Source organism: Candidatus Binatia bacterium (assembly GCA_029243485.1).
GTDB lineage: Bacteria > Desulfobacterota > Binatia > UBA12015 > UBA12015 > VGTG01.
The window spans coordinates 1-17232 of the sequence record JAQWRY010000021.1 but is presented as its reverse complement, the minus strand read 5'-3'; the positions used below and the strand labels follow the sequence as shown (position 1 = coordinate 17232).

The window sequence follows — 17232 nt, the reverse complement described above, 5'->3', positions numbered from 1 at the left end:
TTACATCCGGGGAAGCGCTTCGAAATGCTCTTCGTTCCTGATCGCGATGTCTGCCTCGGAGTCGCGTGCGATGAACTTTCCGTGGCGATAGGCACCTAGAAGAGTTCCCTGGTCGACCCAGTACTCGATCTTGGCTGAGTTCAAGACATCGGAGAGAATCGCGAGAAGTTCGTGAATCTTGGGATGGATTTCGAGATTGGCGGTAATGACGTTCGCCTCGGTCGACCCATCGCGATCCGTCGTGCTCGTAGGCTCGGACCTCGCTGACCTCGGGGCCCCAACGGCCGTGGAGTACCGTGCGCCCGGAGACCACCGCCTGCGCGTTTCCCGGCAAGCGCGCCACGCGGCTTCACTGGTCCCCGTGGCGCTCGTAGACGTACGCGGCGCCTCGTACGTCACCGCGGTCGTCGCCCGGAGCGAAGATCACGGCGATCTCGCCGTCGATCGACACCGCTTCGCCGAGACGGTGGCCGGTACCGGTATCGACCACGAAGAGCTTCCGGGCGGGTGGCAGCTTAGCGGCTTCGGCGGCAAGCACGGCGACGCAGAGCAGCGCCGCCGCGGACATTTCTCGAACCCTCGCAGTCATATCAAGAATTGGGGGTGGCACATGATCCCTCAGGTACCACAGCTCGATTCGCCCGGGGAATGTAGATTCTCTTGTGCGGCGGGGCCTGCCTCCCCGAGGCATCGTCCGCCAACCGCGCGAGGCGGTGATCGGAAACCAAGCTTTGCGCCTGGCCGCTCGCGCGGTTTGCAGATCCCCGGAAATGGGGAGGCTTTTCCTGGCATCCCGCTTGCGGAAGTGGCTGTTCGCCGTCCATCCGGTCGGCGGTTCGCCGCTTGCCGCTCACCTAAAGGGGGATTCCAATGCGTGTACGTTACGCCGTGTATCATGTGGTGGCGATCGCCACCGTTCTGTTCTCTGCCGTCGCAGGAGACGCCAAGCCGATCGAGAAGCTCAATCCGGGCCGTCTATTCGACGACCCGAAGCCGCGCTTCGAGCGCAGTCCCGAGAAGAAGCCGGAGCTTGGTCCGAAGCCCGCGGATGCTCCGCGGAACGACTACAGTGGTCCGCGGAGCATGATCATCGAGCTCGACGCCTCGAAGATTCACAAGCGCGTCGACAAGATGCGCTCGCGTCGCCGCATTCAGGAAGACGATCGCGGGATCCGGCGCTACAAGTCCCGCCAGTTCGCGAAGCTCGCTCAATCGTTCGCCGAGTCGGCGAAGACGTACGACGTGAAGATCGAGCGTGCCTTCAAGCACTTGCCGATCGTTGCGGTTCATGTCCAGGACGAGAAGCAGATCGAGCGCCTCGAGCGCGTCGGTGGCGTCGTGGCGGTGCACGAGAACTTCGAATTCGTGCCCTTCCTGGCCGAGAGCTTGCCGCAGGTCGGCCAGCCAGCCGCGGCCTTCGAGGGCGCCACGGGTCGCGGCACGTCGGTGGCAGTCCTCGACACTGGGGTCGACTTCACGGATCCAGCCTTTGGGTCCTGCACGTCGCCCGGTCAGCCGGCGGGCTGCCGCGTCGCGTTCGCGGCCGAGTTCGCGCTTCCGGACGGTTCGCTCGACGACGACGGGCACGGCACGAACGTCGCGGGGATCGTGTTGGGCACCGCACCGGAGACCAACATCCTCGCTCTCGACGTGTTCGAGATGCTGCCGAGCGGTCCGGTCACGAACGTGGTCGGTATCGCCGCTGCAATCGACTTCCTGATCGGCACGAAATTTCTCTTCAATACGGTTGCGATGAACTTGAGCCTCGGTACCGATGGAATGGGTGCGCGTGGCCGCTGCATCTCGCCGGTCGACTCGGTGTTCGCGGAGGCGCAGGCGGTGGGCATCATGCCAATTGTCGCTTCGGGCAATGACTCCGAGGCCAACCTGATCTCGGTGCCGGCATGCTCGCCGTTCGCCGTCTCCGTCGGCGCGGTGACGGAGCGCGATGCGGTCGCCGAGTTCTCGAACAGCGGCACGTCGCTCGATCTTCTCGCGCCGGGTACGGACATCACCGCTGCGGGGCTCACGCTGGGTGGCACGTCGATGGCGGCGCCGCATGTCGCCGGTGCGTTTGCGGCCGTGACGTCGTTCCGCGGCGACCTGGGTCAGTACCAGGTGCTGCAGGCGCTAAAGGACACCGGCGTGCCGATCACCGACCTCCGTCAAGGGCGCGTGACGCCGCGGATTCAGCTCGATGGCGCGATCTTCTGGTCGCCGGTGCTCGTTCTTCCGGCGCCGCTCGCGAATTACCGCCAGGTCTCACCGATCGAGTGGGCGTGGGCTGAGTGTCAGATGGAGGAGATCGTCGATGGGTTCGAGTGCGGTTGGGATACCGTGATCTGCGGCATCAAGAACATCACGGACGCGGCGATCTGCGGGGTCGAGGAGATCCTGTTCCATCCATGGGACATACTGAGCGGCATGAGCTGCTCGTGCTCGAACGTCTGGTGCACCTGCGAGGTCGCCGCGACCTGCCCGGTGTCCGATTCGTGCGATATTCCCGACACGTGCGATACGCCGGACACGTGCCCCTTCGAGCGGGACTGCGATCCCGCTGCGGAGACCTGTGATCCTCAGAGCTGTGAGGTCGAGGTCTGCGCGTTCTGATCGAAGGGGTGGGGCCCCATCACTTCCGGTGGGTGCCCCGCACCGCGGTGTTTCGCCCCTCGGGCTTCCCGACGCGGGCGAACCCCTCGCCGAACGGCTCGTCTCGCCGGCGAAAGGCCTCCTTGAGACCGTGCTCCTTCACGTTGTTGCCCCAGTCGCGCAGCGCCTGCAAACGGTGCGTGCGCGCATCGTTCTCGCCGGCAAGCCTCTGCAGCGTCTGGGCGCGCATGAGCTCGAGTGCGAGGTTGGTGATTCGTTTGTTGGCGGTGAGGAGGTCGGGGTCGTCGAGCTCTGCCGGTTACGGGGAACGCTTGGCTTCACCCGTGGACGGGGTGAGGGCCAGTGCGAGGAGGAGTGTTCCCTGAAGCATCATCATGAGTTCTGGTCCTTGCGGTCCGTGGGGGCGATTTCTTCTGCCCGGGCAGAGCTGGATGCCTCGATCGGGCTACCCAGTCCTTCCGGCTCGCCATTTGATGGGGGAGGGAAGGGCGGGAACTGGGTAGGTCCATGCCCCATCTCTTTTCCCGTGTCGTAGACACGCACTGCAGCCCTTCGTACGCTCGAATCAGATTGTAGTCGTCGCCGAGGGCTCGCTTCTTCTCGCGATACATCCGGTAGAGCTTGGGAGCACCATCAGCACCTCCGGCCAGGAGTTCGTCACGCCCGGGGTGACGCTTGATGGCCATCAGGCCACCCTTCAGGACCCCGGGTGTGATGCTGGTTACATTGTCGATGAATTGTTGGGTGGGCGAACTTGGTCAGCTTGAGGGATCGATCTCGGCCAACCGAGGCGAGGTGAGTGCCGTCGGACGGGAAGGTCGTGCAGAGAACCCAGTCCGCGTGCGCGCCCTGATAGAGAATCTGCTCGCCTGTCTCGACATCAAAGGCAGGCAGGCTGTTGTCAGCGCCACCGAGTGCGACCAGTTCAAGGAGGCCCCGTGCACGGTGTCGTGAGTCACTGGTATCGAAAGATGGAGCTGCTCCTCTGGGCTGTCGGTCGCTTACGGGCCCGGGCCAGTCATCGAAATCCCTGATTTTCCCTCATTGAGTAGACATCATGCACGTCCAAGGATGCAGAATGGGCTCTTGAACTTCCTGTCCGCACAAACTGCCCGATCAAGGGAAAGGGTCAGGTATGCCAAAGGCAAGCGATGCAAGTGAACGAGAGAAGCTGCTCGTCATCGGAGGCTACGGAACGATCGGCGGCCGGGCGGCACAACTCCTGGACGAGTTCTTCGAGGGTCGGATCGTGGTCGGCGGGCCTAACGAAGCCAAGGCGCAGCAGTTCGCTGAGGCCTCTGGTCACGGTATGCAGGGGATCGCCGTCGATGCCGCCGATCCCGCCCAGCTGGCCACCGCCCTCGGCGACCACCGCACGGTTGTAAACACCGTCGACTCGCTCGAGGAAGCGGTCGTCGGCGCCGCCATCGCGGCGGGCACGAACTACGTGGGCGTCGTCGGAACGGACGTCGAGGCAATCCGGGCGCGCCACAACGACGCGCGGACCAGTGGCTCGCGGATCCTGCTCGGGACCGGTGTGATGCCGGGAATCAGCAACGTCATCGCGCGCAAGCTGAGCGCCGACTTGGGAGGCGCCGACAGGATCGTCTCCACCGCGGTAGGCGATGCCGGGTCGCTCGGCCCCCAGACCTTCAGCTACATGCTCCGGGAGGCGGCCAAGCCGCTTGTCCTTCCCGAAGCGGCACGGCCGACGATGCCCTACGCCGTCTCCGTCCAGTTCCGGTTCCCCGAGCCGCGCGGGCAGGTGACGGCCTACGCCGTGCGCGATTGGTTCTCCTACGCCGACACCCTCGGAGCCGAATCCGTGACGGCCATCCTCATGGAGCCTGCCTCGCTGCGCCAAGTCATGCACCTTGCGGCGAGGGCTCGGATCACGAAGGCGCTCGCCGTGCCCCGAATCCGTCGCCTCGTGGCACGCGGCCTGTTGCGGGTGACGGCGGGCACGAAACAGGGAACGATGCTGATTGGTGTCGAGGTATCGCGCAACGGAAAGAGCGCCTCACTGTGCGCCGTCGGGGCGAGCGAAGCGGAATGGACCTCCCAGGGCGTCGCCACGCTGGCCGCGCACGTCCACCGCGGCGATGTCGAGCCGGGCGTGTGGCTGCCCGAGCAGGTGATCGAGCCGGCCCCCTACCTTGCCGACCTTGAGCGGCGCGGGCTGAAGCTCGCCGTGCCCTAAGGCTCGATGGCCGAGGACGCGGTCGTCTTCATCGGGAGTTCGAGTATCCGACTCTGGTCGACGCTCGAGCGCGATATGCAGCCGCTGCCGGTGGTTCAGCACGGTTTCGGCGGCGCGAAGCTCGCCGACGTCGAGTTCGACGCCAAACGCCTCGTGAGCCCGTTCGACCGCCCGGGACCTCTCAGCAGAGCACCTACGGTGCCAAGTCGATCGCTCTGGAGCGTCCCCTGCCCGTCAAGGGAAAGCCGGGTACCGGGAAAACCCTATTGGCTCTCCTCAAGATGCGGATCGGCTTGGTTTGGTCAATCACGACGTCGTCGAGGTTGAGTCGGAGTTTGGGAAAATTGAAATCTCCATTCGTGTCACTTCCGAGATGATGCCCTGCACGGTGGCTATCCCGCAGTGTTGGGGGCACAAGGAAGCCAAGGGCCTTTAGCATGTTGCCGAGAACCCCGGTGTGAATTCAAATTCGTTGGCCGGGGATGAGCCAGGGAATATTGAGAAGTTGTGATATACGTCTCACCCCTCCGGGATTTTGATTGGTCTACAGAAAAAAAGGGAAGCCAAGCCGCTTCAACGAGGAGCGCCTGGGGGATAAGTGTTATCCAACTCGGGGGAAGCGTTCACGCGTTTCTGCAGAAACAGAGGAAAGGCAGATTTGATGGATTCTGAAGGCCGTAAGATTTCAAGGCGCGGTGTGATTGTGGCCGGCGCGGCCCTTCCTCTGGTTCTAGCGCGACCGGGCGCGGCTTTGAGCTCTACGCCCTCCGCAAGTAAAGAGGGACCCAAACAGACGGCGCCTCCGGCTCAGACTCGCCCCGCGGCGGTGCTCTCGATTACGGATGAGAATGTCTCGCCGCTGGGCAAGTCGACACCCGCGACTCTTGTCGGGGATCAGTTGCCGGGGCCGGAACTCCGCTTCAAAGAGGGCGAACGATTTCAGGTGCTCGTCGAGAATCGGCTTTCTGTCCCGACAACTGTGCATTGGCACGGGATGATTGTTCCGAATTACATGGACGGTGTTCCCGGTTTGACCCAGTATCCGATTGGGCCCGGCCAATCGGTCTACTACGAGTATCCTCTGCTTCAATCGGGGACCTACTGGTATCATTCGCATTATGAGTTGCAGGAGCAGACGGGTCTTCATGGGCCGTTGATTATTGAGGCTCGCAATGAGATCCACGCCTACGATCGCGAAGCGGTTGTGTTTCTCTCTGACTGGCTCAACCAGTCACCCTACGAGATGATTCCGCAATTTCGAGGTGAAGTGCCGGCCACCGCGGCCGCGGAGCCAGCGCCCAAAAGTGGGTACACCTTTCCGGGAGACAAGACGTTCAACATCGATGTGAATTACCCGGGCTACCTGCTGAACGGGAAGTCCGAAAAAGATCCGTGGACACTGGAAGCTCGGAAGGGTGAGCGTATTCGTTTTCGGTTGATCAATGGATCAACGGCTAGCTTTTTTCGCGTGTCTCTAGAGGGGCACGAGCTGGAATTGATTGCGGCAGATGGTCAACCTGTAGATCCGGTGCGCGGAGACAATATCGTGATCGGCACGGCGGAGAGGTATGATTTTCTGGTGACCCTCAAGGAGTCTGGGAGCTTTACTCTTCATGCCGCTGCGCTCGGTTCGACGAAGCAAGCGATCGGCGTAGTGCACACACGGGACGTTCCTGCCCGTGCCTCGCGGAAACGCCCGGTCGTTTCAGGTCCAAGCATCGGCTCCGCCGACTATGCCTCTTTGCGATCGCCCTATCCGACGACGCTGCCCGAGGGGCCGGTGAAAACCTTCGATATCAAGCTGGGCGGCGACATGAAGAAATATCTCTGGTCGATCAACGGGGAGTACTACCCCGAACTGTTTTCGCCCGACGGCAAAGCGGAGCCACTTTGGATCCGGTCTGGAGAACGCGTCCGAGTTCGGATCAGCAATCCTACGATGATGTATCACCCGATGCATCTCCATGGACATTTCTTCCGTTTGCTTCGGAAGCCGGGCGACTGGAGTGACCCGATGGCCCCCATGAAAGACACGGTCATTGCCGGGCCGGGCGAGCAGATTGAATTTGAGTTTACAGCCGACAACCCCGGGCATTGGTTCTTTCACTGTCACAATCTCTACCATTTGGCATCCGGCATGGCGCGCGAGTTTCGCTACCGAGCCTGAGGTCAACCGGAGTTTCGTTGTGGAGGTGGGCTCACGTGCGGGGGCGATGGCGCAGTGCCGGTGCGAGAGACTTCGCGGCTAGAAGTGGCGGTAGCCGACATGAAGCCCCTTTTTGGCTCCAATCCGACCTAACGGCGCCTTACCGGACGTATGCGTGCGCCTCTTTCTGCCTCATGGGCTACCGTCATGTCTGTTATCGCTGGAGTGGGGGATCTGCTAGAAGCATCGGCCTTGGCCTCTTGAGAGGATCCGTCTGGTGGGAGAATCCGGTTGTTCATGCGACGCAGTATTGAGGCTTAGCCGGGGGTGACGCGGTTCCCCAGCCCGCTTCGGCGCGCTCTCGACGTAGTTGCCATTGCCACTCTGGGACTGGTCTCGTTTTTCTTGCGGCGGGGTAGCCTCCCCTCGGACGGCCTCTGGTTCGACGATTCGTGGGTCGCCGCCGGCGCCATCCACGGCAGCATGACGAATCTCATGACCGTTGGGCCTGCGCACCCTGCTTTCACCGGACTGCTGATGGCCGTAAACCGGCTGGGAAGTGGTCAGTTGCCCGACCTTGGCGTTCCTTCGCTAGGCGCCGGAGTGGCGGGAGTGGTGCTCCTCTACATTGCACTCCGGAGCGTCGGCTACGGATTTCCCATCGCCGGACTCTTGAGTGCAGCGTTCGCAGTAGCGCCGATCCACATCCTCTATTCGGGGCGAGTCAAGGGGTATACTTTTGACACTCTGTGGGTTCTCGTCCTTGCGCTCGTTGTGCCACGGCTGGCCGCCCGTACCTGGCGTTGGCCGCTCGCGGTCGGCTGGGTTGCCGCCGCGATCACCATCGGGGCCTTCAGCGGCTACACTCTGATTGCCACGGCGGCCGCAGCAATCGTGCTGGTCTTCCACCCGGTGGGAGATCGGGCTGTCAGGATCGCCGCACTCCTTTCCCAGGCCGCCATTCAGCTGCTGTACTTCGTCGTCGCCCGCTCCAGGGTCGACGTCGCCGAGCTCAACCAAATGCTGGCGCGCAAGTTCGATGCCCACATGACCTTCTCCTGGAGCCCGGTCGATCTGGCTCACGAGGTTTGGCAGCACTTGCATCGCGTGGCCCAGGTATTCCCCGGGGGCTCGGGCGAAGGGCTTGCGCTCAGCGTAGTCCTCGCGATCTGCGGGCTGGTCGTTTCCGCGATCAAGACTCGCTCCCGCTCCGAGAACCTGGTGGCGCGCTTCCTCCTGCTCTTGATCATGATCGCTTTCTTTGGATCCTTCCTCGGCCAGCTCCCGTTCGGGCCCTCGAACGCCTTCGTCGTATCGCCCGGTGGCCGGCACATGCTCTGGCTCGTTCCCTCAATCGCGTTCGGCCTCGGCGCGGTCGTCCACCGAGCCCGTCAGCGTATAGGCTCGGTCGCCGCTCTGCGGTTCAGTTTCGATGCACTCGCGGTCGCCGCCGCAGCGACGATAGTGATCGTCGGCTATCGGCCCGCCCCGCCGGCTCTCTTTTCCGGTTCCGAGTCGGCCACGAAGTTCATCGAGGCTTCGATGCGCGACGGTGACGTGGTCATCGTCACCAACACGAGTACCTTCGCGCACGCGGCGAGTTCGTCGAAGGCGCTGGACCTGGTTGCGACGCCGAGCCATCAGATCGGTTTCGCCCCGGTGTTCAGGGACCCGAGAGTGTACGTGATTGGCGAGTGGGCGGTTCAACGAGGGTCCGACGCAGGGATCCGTTCCCGGGCGCGGCACGCAGAGCGCGTACTCGTGCACATCACCGAGCCGCCGTCCTTGGAGCACGGCCCCGCCGACCGAGCGCTCGGCTCCCTCGGCTTCTCGAAGAAAACGTACAAGTTTAAATGGAATCGGGTCGAAGTCTGGCAGCGCTGATTGACGGCTACCGTCACTTTGCTCGCGAGAAGCCAAGCGCCGAAGATCGATTTCCCCCGCCTCCACTTTTTGCCCTTTGATTTCTCTGGGCTCTTGAAGCAGTTGGGCGTTTCGCGGGTATGTCGCGGGCACGAACGCGCCTCAGCGGCTATCCGCAACCGTCAAACCGGCAAGGTGGTCTTCGACGTCACGGCCGACGTGGCCGCGTTCCTGTCGGGCACGCCCAACCACGGTTGGGCCGTCCTCAAGGAACCCAAGAGCGGCCCGGCGACGTTGTGGCTCGACTCGAGGGAGGGGCCGATGCCCCCGCGGCTGGTGATCGTGCCGGAGTGAGGCGGGAATGGGTCTTGCCGTCGGCCTCAAGACGCTCAAGAGCAAGCTCAGCGAGTACGTTCGGATCGCAGCGCGCGGGGAAACCGTTCTCGTGACGGATCGCTCGAGGTCTGAGATCAGGCGCGACTCGCGGGTTCGGTCGTCGGTGCCGGCGGCGGGTCCGTCCGCCCCGGGTCACCGAGACCGCCGGCACCCGCCATGATACCGTTGACTGATGGTCGATGCCCAGCGGGTCTCCGTCCTCGTCTTGCTCGTAATCCTCGCGAGCATGGCAACAGCCCAGGCCCAGACGGGGTCCGCGGTCGAGGAGATCGTCGTGACCGCACGCAAGCGGGCCGAACTCCTCGAGGACACGCCGGTCTCCGTCACCGCCCTCGGCCCCTCGACGCTGCGCGAAGCCGGCGTGACCCGCTTGGACGACATCCAGCAGCTGGTGCCGAACCTCCAGTTCCTGACCGGGCGCACGGATCAAGAAGCGTCCGTCGTCATTCGCGGCGTTCGAGGCGAGGGCGAGATCGCGTTCGATCCGGGCGTCGGGATCTACGTCGACGGCGTCTACCTCTCCCGGACCCAAGGAGCCATCATCGACGTGATCGACGTCGAGCAGGTGGAGGTTCTGCGCGGTCCGCAGGGGACCCTGTTCGGGAAGAACACGGTTGGTGGCGCGATCAACATCACTACGGTGAAGCCTCAGCCCGAGACGACGGGCTTCGTTTTCGTGCGCGCCGGATCGTTCAACACCATTGCGACACGAGCGACCCTGAACCTCCCCATCGCGAGCAAGGCCCTCGACGATCGCCTTCTGGCTCGCTTCTCGGTCGCCTCCACCAACCGAGACGGCTACACGGACAACTGGTTTCGGGAGGAGCGATGGACGGACCGCAACTCGCTCGCCTTCCTCGGATCGCTGCGCTTCCTCGCGCACGACGATGTGACGATCGACGTGAGCGGGACCTGGGCCCGCAACCACGCACGCAGCCGAGGAGGCCAGTGCGTCGTACAGAACGACTCGCCGCCGGTCCGGATCGACGAGTTCCTCGAGGCCTGCGAGAACTCGGAGCCCTTTCGCTTCGGCGCCGACGTCGCCAGCATCGCCGACGTGGAGAGCTACGGGCTGTGGGGCACCATTGCCTGGAGCGTGGGGGACGTCGGCGCGGTCGAGGACCTGCAACTCAAGTCCGTGAGCGCCTGGCGTGAGCAGAGGCCGCGCTCGCGGGACGATATCGACATGACGGAGCTGCCGGTCGTGCAGTTGTCCGCCGTGGGCGGTGGCCCGCTCGACGGCGAGCCCGGATTCGCACGACAGCTCAGCCAGGAAGTGCAGGCGAACGGCCAGAGCCTCGACGGACGGATCAACTTCGTGGCGGGAGCCTTCGGCTTCTGGGAGGTCGCCAACGACGCGTTCACGACGCGCATCAGCCTCCCGGGGATCGGTGACGTGACCCAGGTCGAGAGCCTGACCGACGTCGACAACTGGAACTGGGCTCTCTACGGCCAGGTCACGGGCGATCCGACGGACTGGCTGAGCGTGACGGCGGGTCTCCGCTACACCGAGGAGAAGAAGGGTCTCTCGCGCAACAACGTGGACCTCCTGGCCGGGGGATCGTCCGCCGCCGCGTCGAACAGCGCCATCTTCACCGCCTGGACTCCGATGGCGAGCATCGCGATGCGCCTCCCGGAAGAGTATCTGGAGGCGCTGCCGCTCGAGCACGCCCTCTCCTACTTCACCTACAGCCGCGGCTTCCGCGGGGGCGGCTTCAACGGCACGTTCGGAAACCTGAGCTCGGATCGGCTCGAGCCGTTTCTCCCCGAGACACTCGATTCCTTCGAGCTCGGCCTCAAAACGATCGCATGGGAGCGGCGCCTGACGCTGAACGCGTCGATCTTCCTCGGCAAGTACCGTGACATCCAGAAGTCGACGATCGTCAGCGGCCCGGACGAAGATGGGGATGGACTGCCCGACACGATCGAGGTCATCGTGCAGAACGCCGCCAGCGCGACGAACAAAGGCGCCGAGATCGAACTCCTGGCGATCCCCCTGGACGGCCTGTTGGTCCAAGGGTCGTTGGGTTTGCTCGACGCACGCTTCGACGAGTTCGAGAGCTTCGACCGACTGACCGGCGAACCGCTCGAACGCGGCGGCGAGACCTTCCGACAGGCACCACAACTACAAGCGCACGTGGCCCTGCAGTACTCGTTCGAGTTCGCCGGGGCAGGCACCCCGTGGCTCGCGGGCACCCTGACGCCACGCCTCGATTGGTACTACCAGAGCAGCGTTCACTTTCAGGAACCCGAGCTCACCGGGCTCATCCAACGCGGCTACAATCTTCTACACGCGCGACTCGGGTACCGATTCGATGACTCCCGGAGCGAAGTGGCGGTGTGGGCCAAGAACCTGACCGACGAAGCCTACCTCAACTGGGGGATTCCTCCCCTCGCGGAGGACCTTGGCACCGTGGCTCGGTACTTCGCGATCCCGCGCACGGTCGGCATCGAACTCAGCTACCAGTTGTAAGGCGCCGTGAGGTCGGATTGGAGCCAAAAAGGGGCTTCATGTCGGCTATCCGCTCCTTCTCTTTCTCTCCCCGGGGCCGACCATCGCCTTGCATTCAGAATCGGTTGTTGAGATTGAGGTGAAGTTCAGGCGGCTTTTGGTAGCCAAGGTTGGCCGTGCTCAAGAGTCAGCCAGTGCAGCCGCAAAGCGGGAGCGCATCTTGCAGAGTTCACGGCTCTCCTTCGCCAGTTTTACCTGGTCGGTTTTGCGGAAGCGCGCTTCGACTCCGGCTTCTTCCATTATTTCGGCCGCAAGAACTAGTTCCGCTGCGATTTCGCGCGGGGAGCCCGTGCCGGAATCCGACGAGTTGGCGTCGCGTCGCGCGAATGCGTCGATCACCCCGTGGATGCGCTGGAGTTGGTCTCGAAGCGCTTCGACAGTTGTTTGGGGCCAAGCGATTCGAAAGGCGAGTTGCATGGCGAAGATGCCGATTGCAATGCCTGCCCAGCGGTCCCAGATGACGTCGAGGTTGGTTGCTGGATGTGCCCCTTGGAGTACGGTCATGAAGAAAGCGAGTGCGATCTGCCAGCCGGCGTAGGAGATTCGCGTGCTTCCAAGCGAGATCCAGGCGGCGGCCAGGGTGCCGAGACCAATGATGACGAGCAGGGCTATGAGAGAATCGTAGCGGGGGATCACCATGGTCACCATGACGATTCCGACCGCACCGCCCACTACGGCTCCAGAAATACGCAGGGCTTGCTTGTGTACTTGTGCGCCGGTCGTTGCCAATGCCGTGACCACGGTCGTTACCATGGAAGTATGGATGCCGTCCCAGTGAGTCGTTACCATGAGGAGGTAGCAGCCCATGGTGGCCAGGGTCGCGCGGAGCGCGAAGGAGGCATATAGGGGATTGGTTCCGAAGTCGTCTGGGAGCATTTCCGGCGACTTTACGGAGGAAGCGATCGTCTCGCCTTCCATCAGGATGCGAGTCCAGCCCCGGTCGAGATTTTGGACGGCGGACCGCAGAGCGGGGGAGTACGTCCCTTCCCCGACGGTGTGGACCGCGCGGCGCTCGCACTCGCTGAGTGCGCGTTCCTCCAAAATTGCGCAACGAAGGGACGTGACTGCTCGCGCGAGCGAGCCTCGATCGATCGCCGTAGTTTCGCGCCCCGACGCGTCACAAGCTTCATCGAGATCCGTCCAGAGTTGCTCGATGGCCGCATAGTGGTCCCCCTGGCGCGCGGTCAGGCGACCGACGAGAATCGTACGCTCGAGAGTTTCCTGGACTTTGATGCGTTCTCCGGGAAGGGGGGCCAAGCGCAATCCGGCTTGCGGATTGAGGGAAACTCGGAGGGTTTGTTCGGTGGCCATCATTCGGGTCACCAGCACATGCCGAAGCCGCTCGCGTCCGCTGGGGATACGGGTGACCCATCCGCCCAATAGACTCCCAGCGATCACGAGCCCGAGGACCGCTACGAGCCACGCGAGTTGGGTAAACAGATAGGTGGGCGTCGGAACTTTGTCGAAAGCGACGAGGGCGAGTCCGAGGATCACCAGCGCACCCAAAACAGCCTTGGGCTGGCTGAATGTTCGCATGAGATAGAAGCCGCCGAAGAACAACAGTGTGAATAGAGGCACCCGAAACCAGGGGGCGTCGAATGCGATGAGGGTGATAAGCACGATGAGAAGGCAGGCGGTCAAGGTCACTGCCGACGCGAGAATCGCCGCCGCCCGCGTCGAGATGCTTTCACCCTGCGACAGTAGAAACACCATGTAGGGCGCTATGCCGATGAAAGGCATCTGGGTCGCAAGCATCACGAGCACGACGAGAAGTACGCTGATTGTAACCTGAATTGCTTGTCGAGCTCGCTCTGAATCGTAGCGAAGTTCTTCGCGTAGAGTCCCGGCTATTTCGCGAAACATTTAATTCTCGGGGGCGAGATTGCCGAGGATATTTGCTGAGGCCGTCGCGCCGACCCGTAGTAGGTGGGGAGGGGTATCGGAGTCGAGGCGAATGCGAACCGGAAAACTTTGCGCGATATGCACCCAGTCGAGTTGGCGCAGAACGATAGGCAGGCCCGGGAAGGGGTCCTTGGGCATGGGGGTCACCCCCCAGCCGATTCCGTCTACCGTACCACCGATGTCGATATCGGGATCGGTGGCCAGAGTGATCTGGGCCCGGTCTCCGACCCGAATGTGGCGCAGTTCGCTTTCGCGAAAATCTGCGACGACCCACCAACGACGCGTGTCGATGAGCGTGATCGTTTTTAGGCCGACACGGGCAAACGCCCCCTCCGATATGGTCAGTGAGACTACGCGTGCAGCAAACGGTGCGTGAACCACAGTGTGTTCCAGGGCGAGTTCGGCTTCCTGGAGGAGGGCCGCAATGGCGCGCCGCCGTGCCCTCAGTGGTTGGATGTCGCGAACGATTGCCTTAGCAGCGGCAACCTCGGCCGCCGCGACGGATACGGCAGCGGCGGCCATATCTCGAGCGTGCCGCGCCGTATCGACAGTTTCGGGCGTCGCAAATCGTTTCTCGAGCAATGGCTCGAGTCGTTCGTAGGTTTCTTCCGCCTGTGCGAGGGCGGTCTTTGCCTGCACGAAGACCGCACGTGCTGCCTTGACCTGGAGCCTCTGGGCTTTGACCGCTCCTTGCGCATTGATGAGTTCGCCTTCGATCGCGTCGAGATTTGCCTGTGCAACCGCGACGGCCAGCGCGTAAGGTTCAGAGTCGACTTCGAAGAGCACGTCGCCGGCTTGGAGCGCCTGGTCGTTTTCAATCGGAATGTCAATAATGGGGCCACTGACGCGGGGAGCTATGCCGACGACGTTGGCGGTGACCCGTCCTTCGTCGGAGCGCGGTTGTTTGGTGGTAATCCAGGCGACGGCGCCGACCAGAATGATCGCGGCCACAACGGCGCCCCAACCGATGATTTGACCCAATCGGGTGGCACGCGGGTCGGGCTCTGCCTCTCGCAGGCCCAGCGGTGCTTCGTTGGTCTCGTCTTCGTTCATTGGGAGAAAAATAGCAGCCAAGAAAAGGCGCTCAGGGCAGTGATGATCGCAGGCCACGCTAGGGCATGAGGTTCGATGAAAGAATCGATGCCGTTGCGTACTAGTGCCGTGCGCAGCATTGCGCCGGCGGCAGCCCCGAGGAATAAGGAGAGGAGCCAGCCGGGAAAGTACGCGCCTCCGATCTCCATATATGGAGAACATCCGGTCAAGAAAGGTAGGGGCAGTGTCCAGGCGCTCGGCGGTACACCCGGAGATTTGTGCTGAATTCTTCGCAGGTCCATTTAGACCTCTCGGCCCGAACTAGTAGGAAGAAGTCGATGTTGCAAGCGCGCCACCGCAGATGGGCTGCCCTCTTCTTGATGAATCTCGTGCTTGGTGGCTGTGCGGCAGTCGCACCTGGGCGCCTCGTGGGGGAAGATCCCGCGGCGGGGCGGGCTCCCGTGCCCAAAGCGGGACTGGCGGTAAAGGTCGAGGAAGCGCACCGCGAGATTCCGCCGCCGGACTTCGGTATCGTCTATGATCTTCCGGCGCTGATTGACCTGGCGCAGCGTCGTAATCCGGCGACCCGTATCGCCTGGGAGGTGGCTCGCGCCGCCGCGGCAGGTGTTGGGCTCGCGGAAGCGCAATACTATCCGTCCCTTGCACTCCTCGCTTCCTACGGGGGCGGTTACTGGGATCTCGATGTCGAGACCCGCGCCGACCTGAGCGCACTGGGCCGGCGCGACGATGCTCTGGGCGCGTTGCTGGCGGGAGCTGGAGAAAAAACTCTCAATCTCGATGTGGCGGCAGGATTCACGCGCGGTAGTGCTTCAGCGAATTTGCGCTGGTTGCTCTTTGATTTCGGAGCGCGCGAGGCGGTGGTGGAGGTCGCCGAGAAGAACCTTTCGGTTGCCAATCTGACTTTTGACGCCACTCACCAACTCGTCGCCTTCGCGGTCGTCGAGGCATTTTCCTTCTGGCAGGCGACCGCCGATCACGAACGCGCGACCGAGGTGTCCCTGGAAGCGGCTCGGGTCGTCGAAGAAGCAGCCGAGGCACGTTACCGTCTGGGTAAGTTGACCGAACCGGACTTGCTTCAAGCTCGTAGCGAGGCGGTTGCGGCCGATTATGCTAGGGAGAGGGCGCGCGCCGAGTCCGAAGTTGCCTACGTGAAATTGGCGCAGGTAACGGGTTTGCCTCCGGGAACCGAGCTTTTGATCGCACGCCTCGATGTGAGCCACCTTCCAGCGTCTCTTGAGGTGCCTCTCCAGGAATTCATCGACCGCGCCCTGGCGCAGCGGCCTGATCTGCTGGCTCGAGCGGCTGCGCTAGAAGCACGTGAAGCCAGCCTGCGTCGTTCGAGAGCCGCGGCTCTGCCACGCATCGGGATGCTCGGCGTCGCGGGCTGGAGTCAGATGAACAACTCGATTCGCAAGGTGCCAGCCCTGGATGACCTCGATTTCAATTTGCAGAGGTACGCTGCTTTTCTGACCTTCGAGTGGGCGATCTTCGACGGCTTCGCTCGCATGAATACGCAAAGGATGGCGGGGGCGGCTCTCGCGGCTGCGGAGGCCAAACTAGAAGAAGCGCGCGACAAGGCGATCGCCGAGGTTTGGCGAGACTACGTGAAAGCACGCAATGCGATCGCCCGTCGCAAATCGGTCGAGTCGCTGGTTGCCGCGGCCAATACGCGGTTTGCGAGTGCTCTGGAAGGTTTCAATCAGGGGTTGGTCGACATGCCGACGCTGGTTCTCGCACGTGCGGCCCGTGCGCAGGCAGAGCGGGCGCGTGCTGAGAGCGATGCAGCCCTGCTTTCTTCGCTCGCACATCTGGCTCTGGGGGCGGGGGAAATGAGTGAGAGTTTTCTCGAAGCGGGGAGGAAACTTGAGCGTTCGCCTGGCGCGCTTTACTCGGATTGGTAGGGGCTTGAGAAAGAAACTGTAGCCGTCCATGAGGCAGAAAGAGGCGCACGCATACGTCCGGTAAGGCGCCATTAGGTCGGATTGGAGCCAAAAAGGGGCTTCATGTCGGCTATCCGCGGTCTCCCCGCTATTCCAGCTTCAACAGATCGAGCTGCGCGCTGAGGCTTGCGACCACCCCGGCCCTCCCCGGCTCGTCGGCGACGTTGTTCAGCTCGAAGGGATCGTTCTCCATGTTGTAGAGCTCGACGGTCACGCCCGAGACGGCCTCGGTGCGGATGAGTTTCCATTCGTGCGTGCGGATCCCGTGGGAGGTGTCGACGCCGGCCGCGGGGCTGAAGTGCTCGATGAGGATCGACTGGCGCCAGCTGCCCGCGTTGCCCTGGAACAACGGCACGAGGCTTTGGCCGTTGACCGGGGCACCGGTGATCCCGGCGAGCTCGGCAAACGTCGGATAGAAGTCGATCGGCTGGACGAACTGCGATTCCTGACGCGCCGCCGGAATCTGGAGCGGGTGTTCGGGTTCAGAGACGGTTGGACCAAATAGGTCGATGAAATAAGAGACACTCCCGGCCCAAACGGAAGGAGAATCCGATGGGAAAGGGACAAAGCGCGGAGAAGGTCGTCCGCGACATTCAGCGCAAGACACGAC

At 62.9% G+C, this 17232-nt stretch carries 14 protein-coding genes; 8 read left to right on the top strand and 6 right to left on the bottom strand.

The features are described 5' to 3' along the window. Nucleotides 1-144, bottom strand: a complete 144-nt coding sequence (locus tag P8R42_07365; protein MDG2304464.1) for a LicD family protein — start codon at nt 142-144, stop codon at nt 1-3. Nucleotides 145-349: 205 nt separating this feature from the next. Further along, entirely contained in the window at nt 350-568 is a 219-nt protein-coding gene (locus P8R42_07360; protein ID MDG2304463.1) for a hypothetical protein, read from the bottom strand. A gap of 302 nt (nt 569-870) precedes the next feature. Here P8R42_07360 and P8R42_07355 point away from each other — a divergent pair, with 302 nt between their 5' ends. Further along, a complete protein-coding gene (locus tag P8R42_07355; protein ID MDG2304462.1) occupies nt 871-2610 on the top strand; it encodes a S8 family serine peptidase in 1740 nt (579 codons plus the stop codon). A 19-nt stretch (nt 2611-2629) separates the two neighbouring features. Here the strand turns inward: P8R42_07355 and P8R42_07350 are convergent, their stop codons facing one another. Then, entirely contained in the window at nt 2630-2839 is a 210-nt protein-coding gene (locus tag P8R42_07350) for a hypothetical protein (protein MDG2304461.1), read from the bottom strand. Nucleotides 2840-3745: 906 nt separating this feature from the next. Here P8R42_07350 and P8R42_07345 point away from each other — a divergent pair. The 6 genes from P8R42_07345 to P8R42_07320 all read left to right on the top strand — a co-directional run bounded on the left by P8R42_07345 (nt 3746) and on the right by P8R42_07320 (nt 11688). Continuing rightward, nucleotides 3746-4810, top strand: coding sequence for a saccharopine dehydrogenase NADP-binding domain-containing protein (locus P8R42_07345; GenBank protein MDG2304460.1), 1065 nt, complete (start codon nt 3746-3748; stop codon nt 4808-4810). Between the two features lie 661 nt (nt 4811-5471). Beyond that, nucleotides 5472-6977 (top strand): multicopper oxidase family protein, encoded by a 1506-nt coding sequence (locus tag P8R42_07340; protein MDG2304459.1) that lies wholly within the window; start codon nt 5472-5474, stop codon nt 6975-6977. Between the two features lie 306 nt (nt 6978-7283). Next, nucleotides 7284-8840 (top strand): hypothetical protein, encoded by a 1557-nt coding sequence (locus P8R42_07335; GenBank protein MDG2304458.1) that lies wholly within the window; start codon nt 7284-7286, stop codon nt 8838-8840. Nucleotides 8841-8933: 93 nt separating this feature from the next. Then, the gene (locus P8R42_07330) at nt 8934-9173 is read left to right on the top strand and encodes a hypothetical protein (protein ID MDG2304457.1); all 240 of its coding nucleotides are present in this window, start codon (nt 8934-8936) and stop codon (nt 9171-9173) included. Nucleotides 9174-9180: 7 nt separating this feature from the next. Beyond that, the gene (locus P8R42_07325) at nt 9181-9375 is read left to right on the top strand and encodes a type II toxin-antitoxin system prevent-host-death family antitoxin (GenBank protein ID MDG2304456.1); all 195 of its coding nucleotides are present in this window, start codon (nt 9181-9183) and stop codon (nt 9373-9375) included. Between the two features lie 12 nt (nt 9376-9387). Continuing rightward, nucleotides 9388-11688 carry a TonB-dependent receptor gene (locus tag P8R42_07320; protein ID MDG2304455.1) on the top strand — a complete coding sequence of 767 codons (2301 nt, stop codon included), beginning with the start codon at nt 9388-9390 and terminating at the stop codon, nt 11686-11688. A gap of 159 nt (nt 11689-11847) precedes the next feature. Here P8R42_07320 and P8R42_07315 read toward each other — a convergent pair whose 3' ends face one another. Continuing rightward, nucleotides 11848-13590 carry an FUSC family protein gene (locus tag P8R42_07315; GenBank protein ID MDG2304454.1) on the bottom strand — a complete coding sequence of 581 codons (1743 nt, stop codon included), beginning with the start codon at nt 13588-13590 and terminating at the stop codon, nt 11848-11850. Continuing rightward, on the bottom strand, nt 13591-14682 hold the full coding sequence (locus P8R42_07310; GenBank protein MDG2304453.1) for an HlyD family efflux transporter periplasmic adaptor subunit: 1092 nt from the start codon (nt 14680-14682) through the stop codon (nt 13591-13593). Nucleotides 14683-15122: 440 nt separating this feature from the next. Here P8R42_07310 and P8R42_07305 point away from each other — a divergent pair, with 440 nt between their 5' ends. Continuing rightward, the gene (locus P8R42_07305) at nt 15123-16583 is read left to right on the top strand and encodes a TolC family protein (protein MDG2304452.1); all 1461 of its coding nucleotides are present in this window, start codon (nt 15123-15125) and stop codon (nt 16581-16583) included. A gap of 127 nt (nt 16584-16710) precedes the next feature. On the opposite strand, the gene P8R42_07300 is transcribed toward P8R42_07305, so the two are convergent. Beyond that, nucleotides 16711-17232: DUF4976 domain-containing protein (locus P8R42_07300; protein ID MDG2304451.1), on the bottom strand; the 522-nt coding region annotated here is incomplete at its 5' end.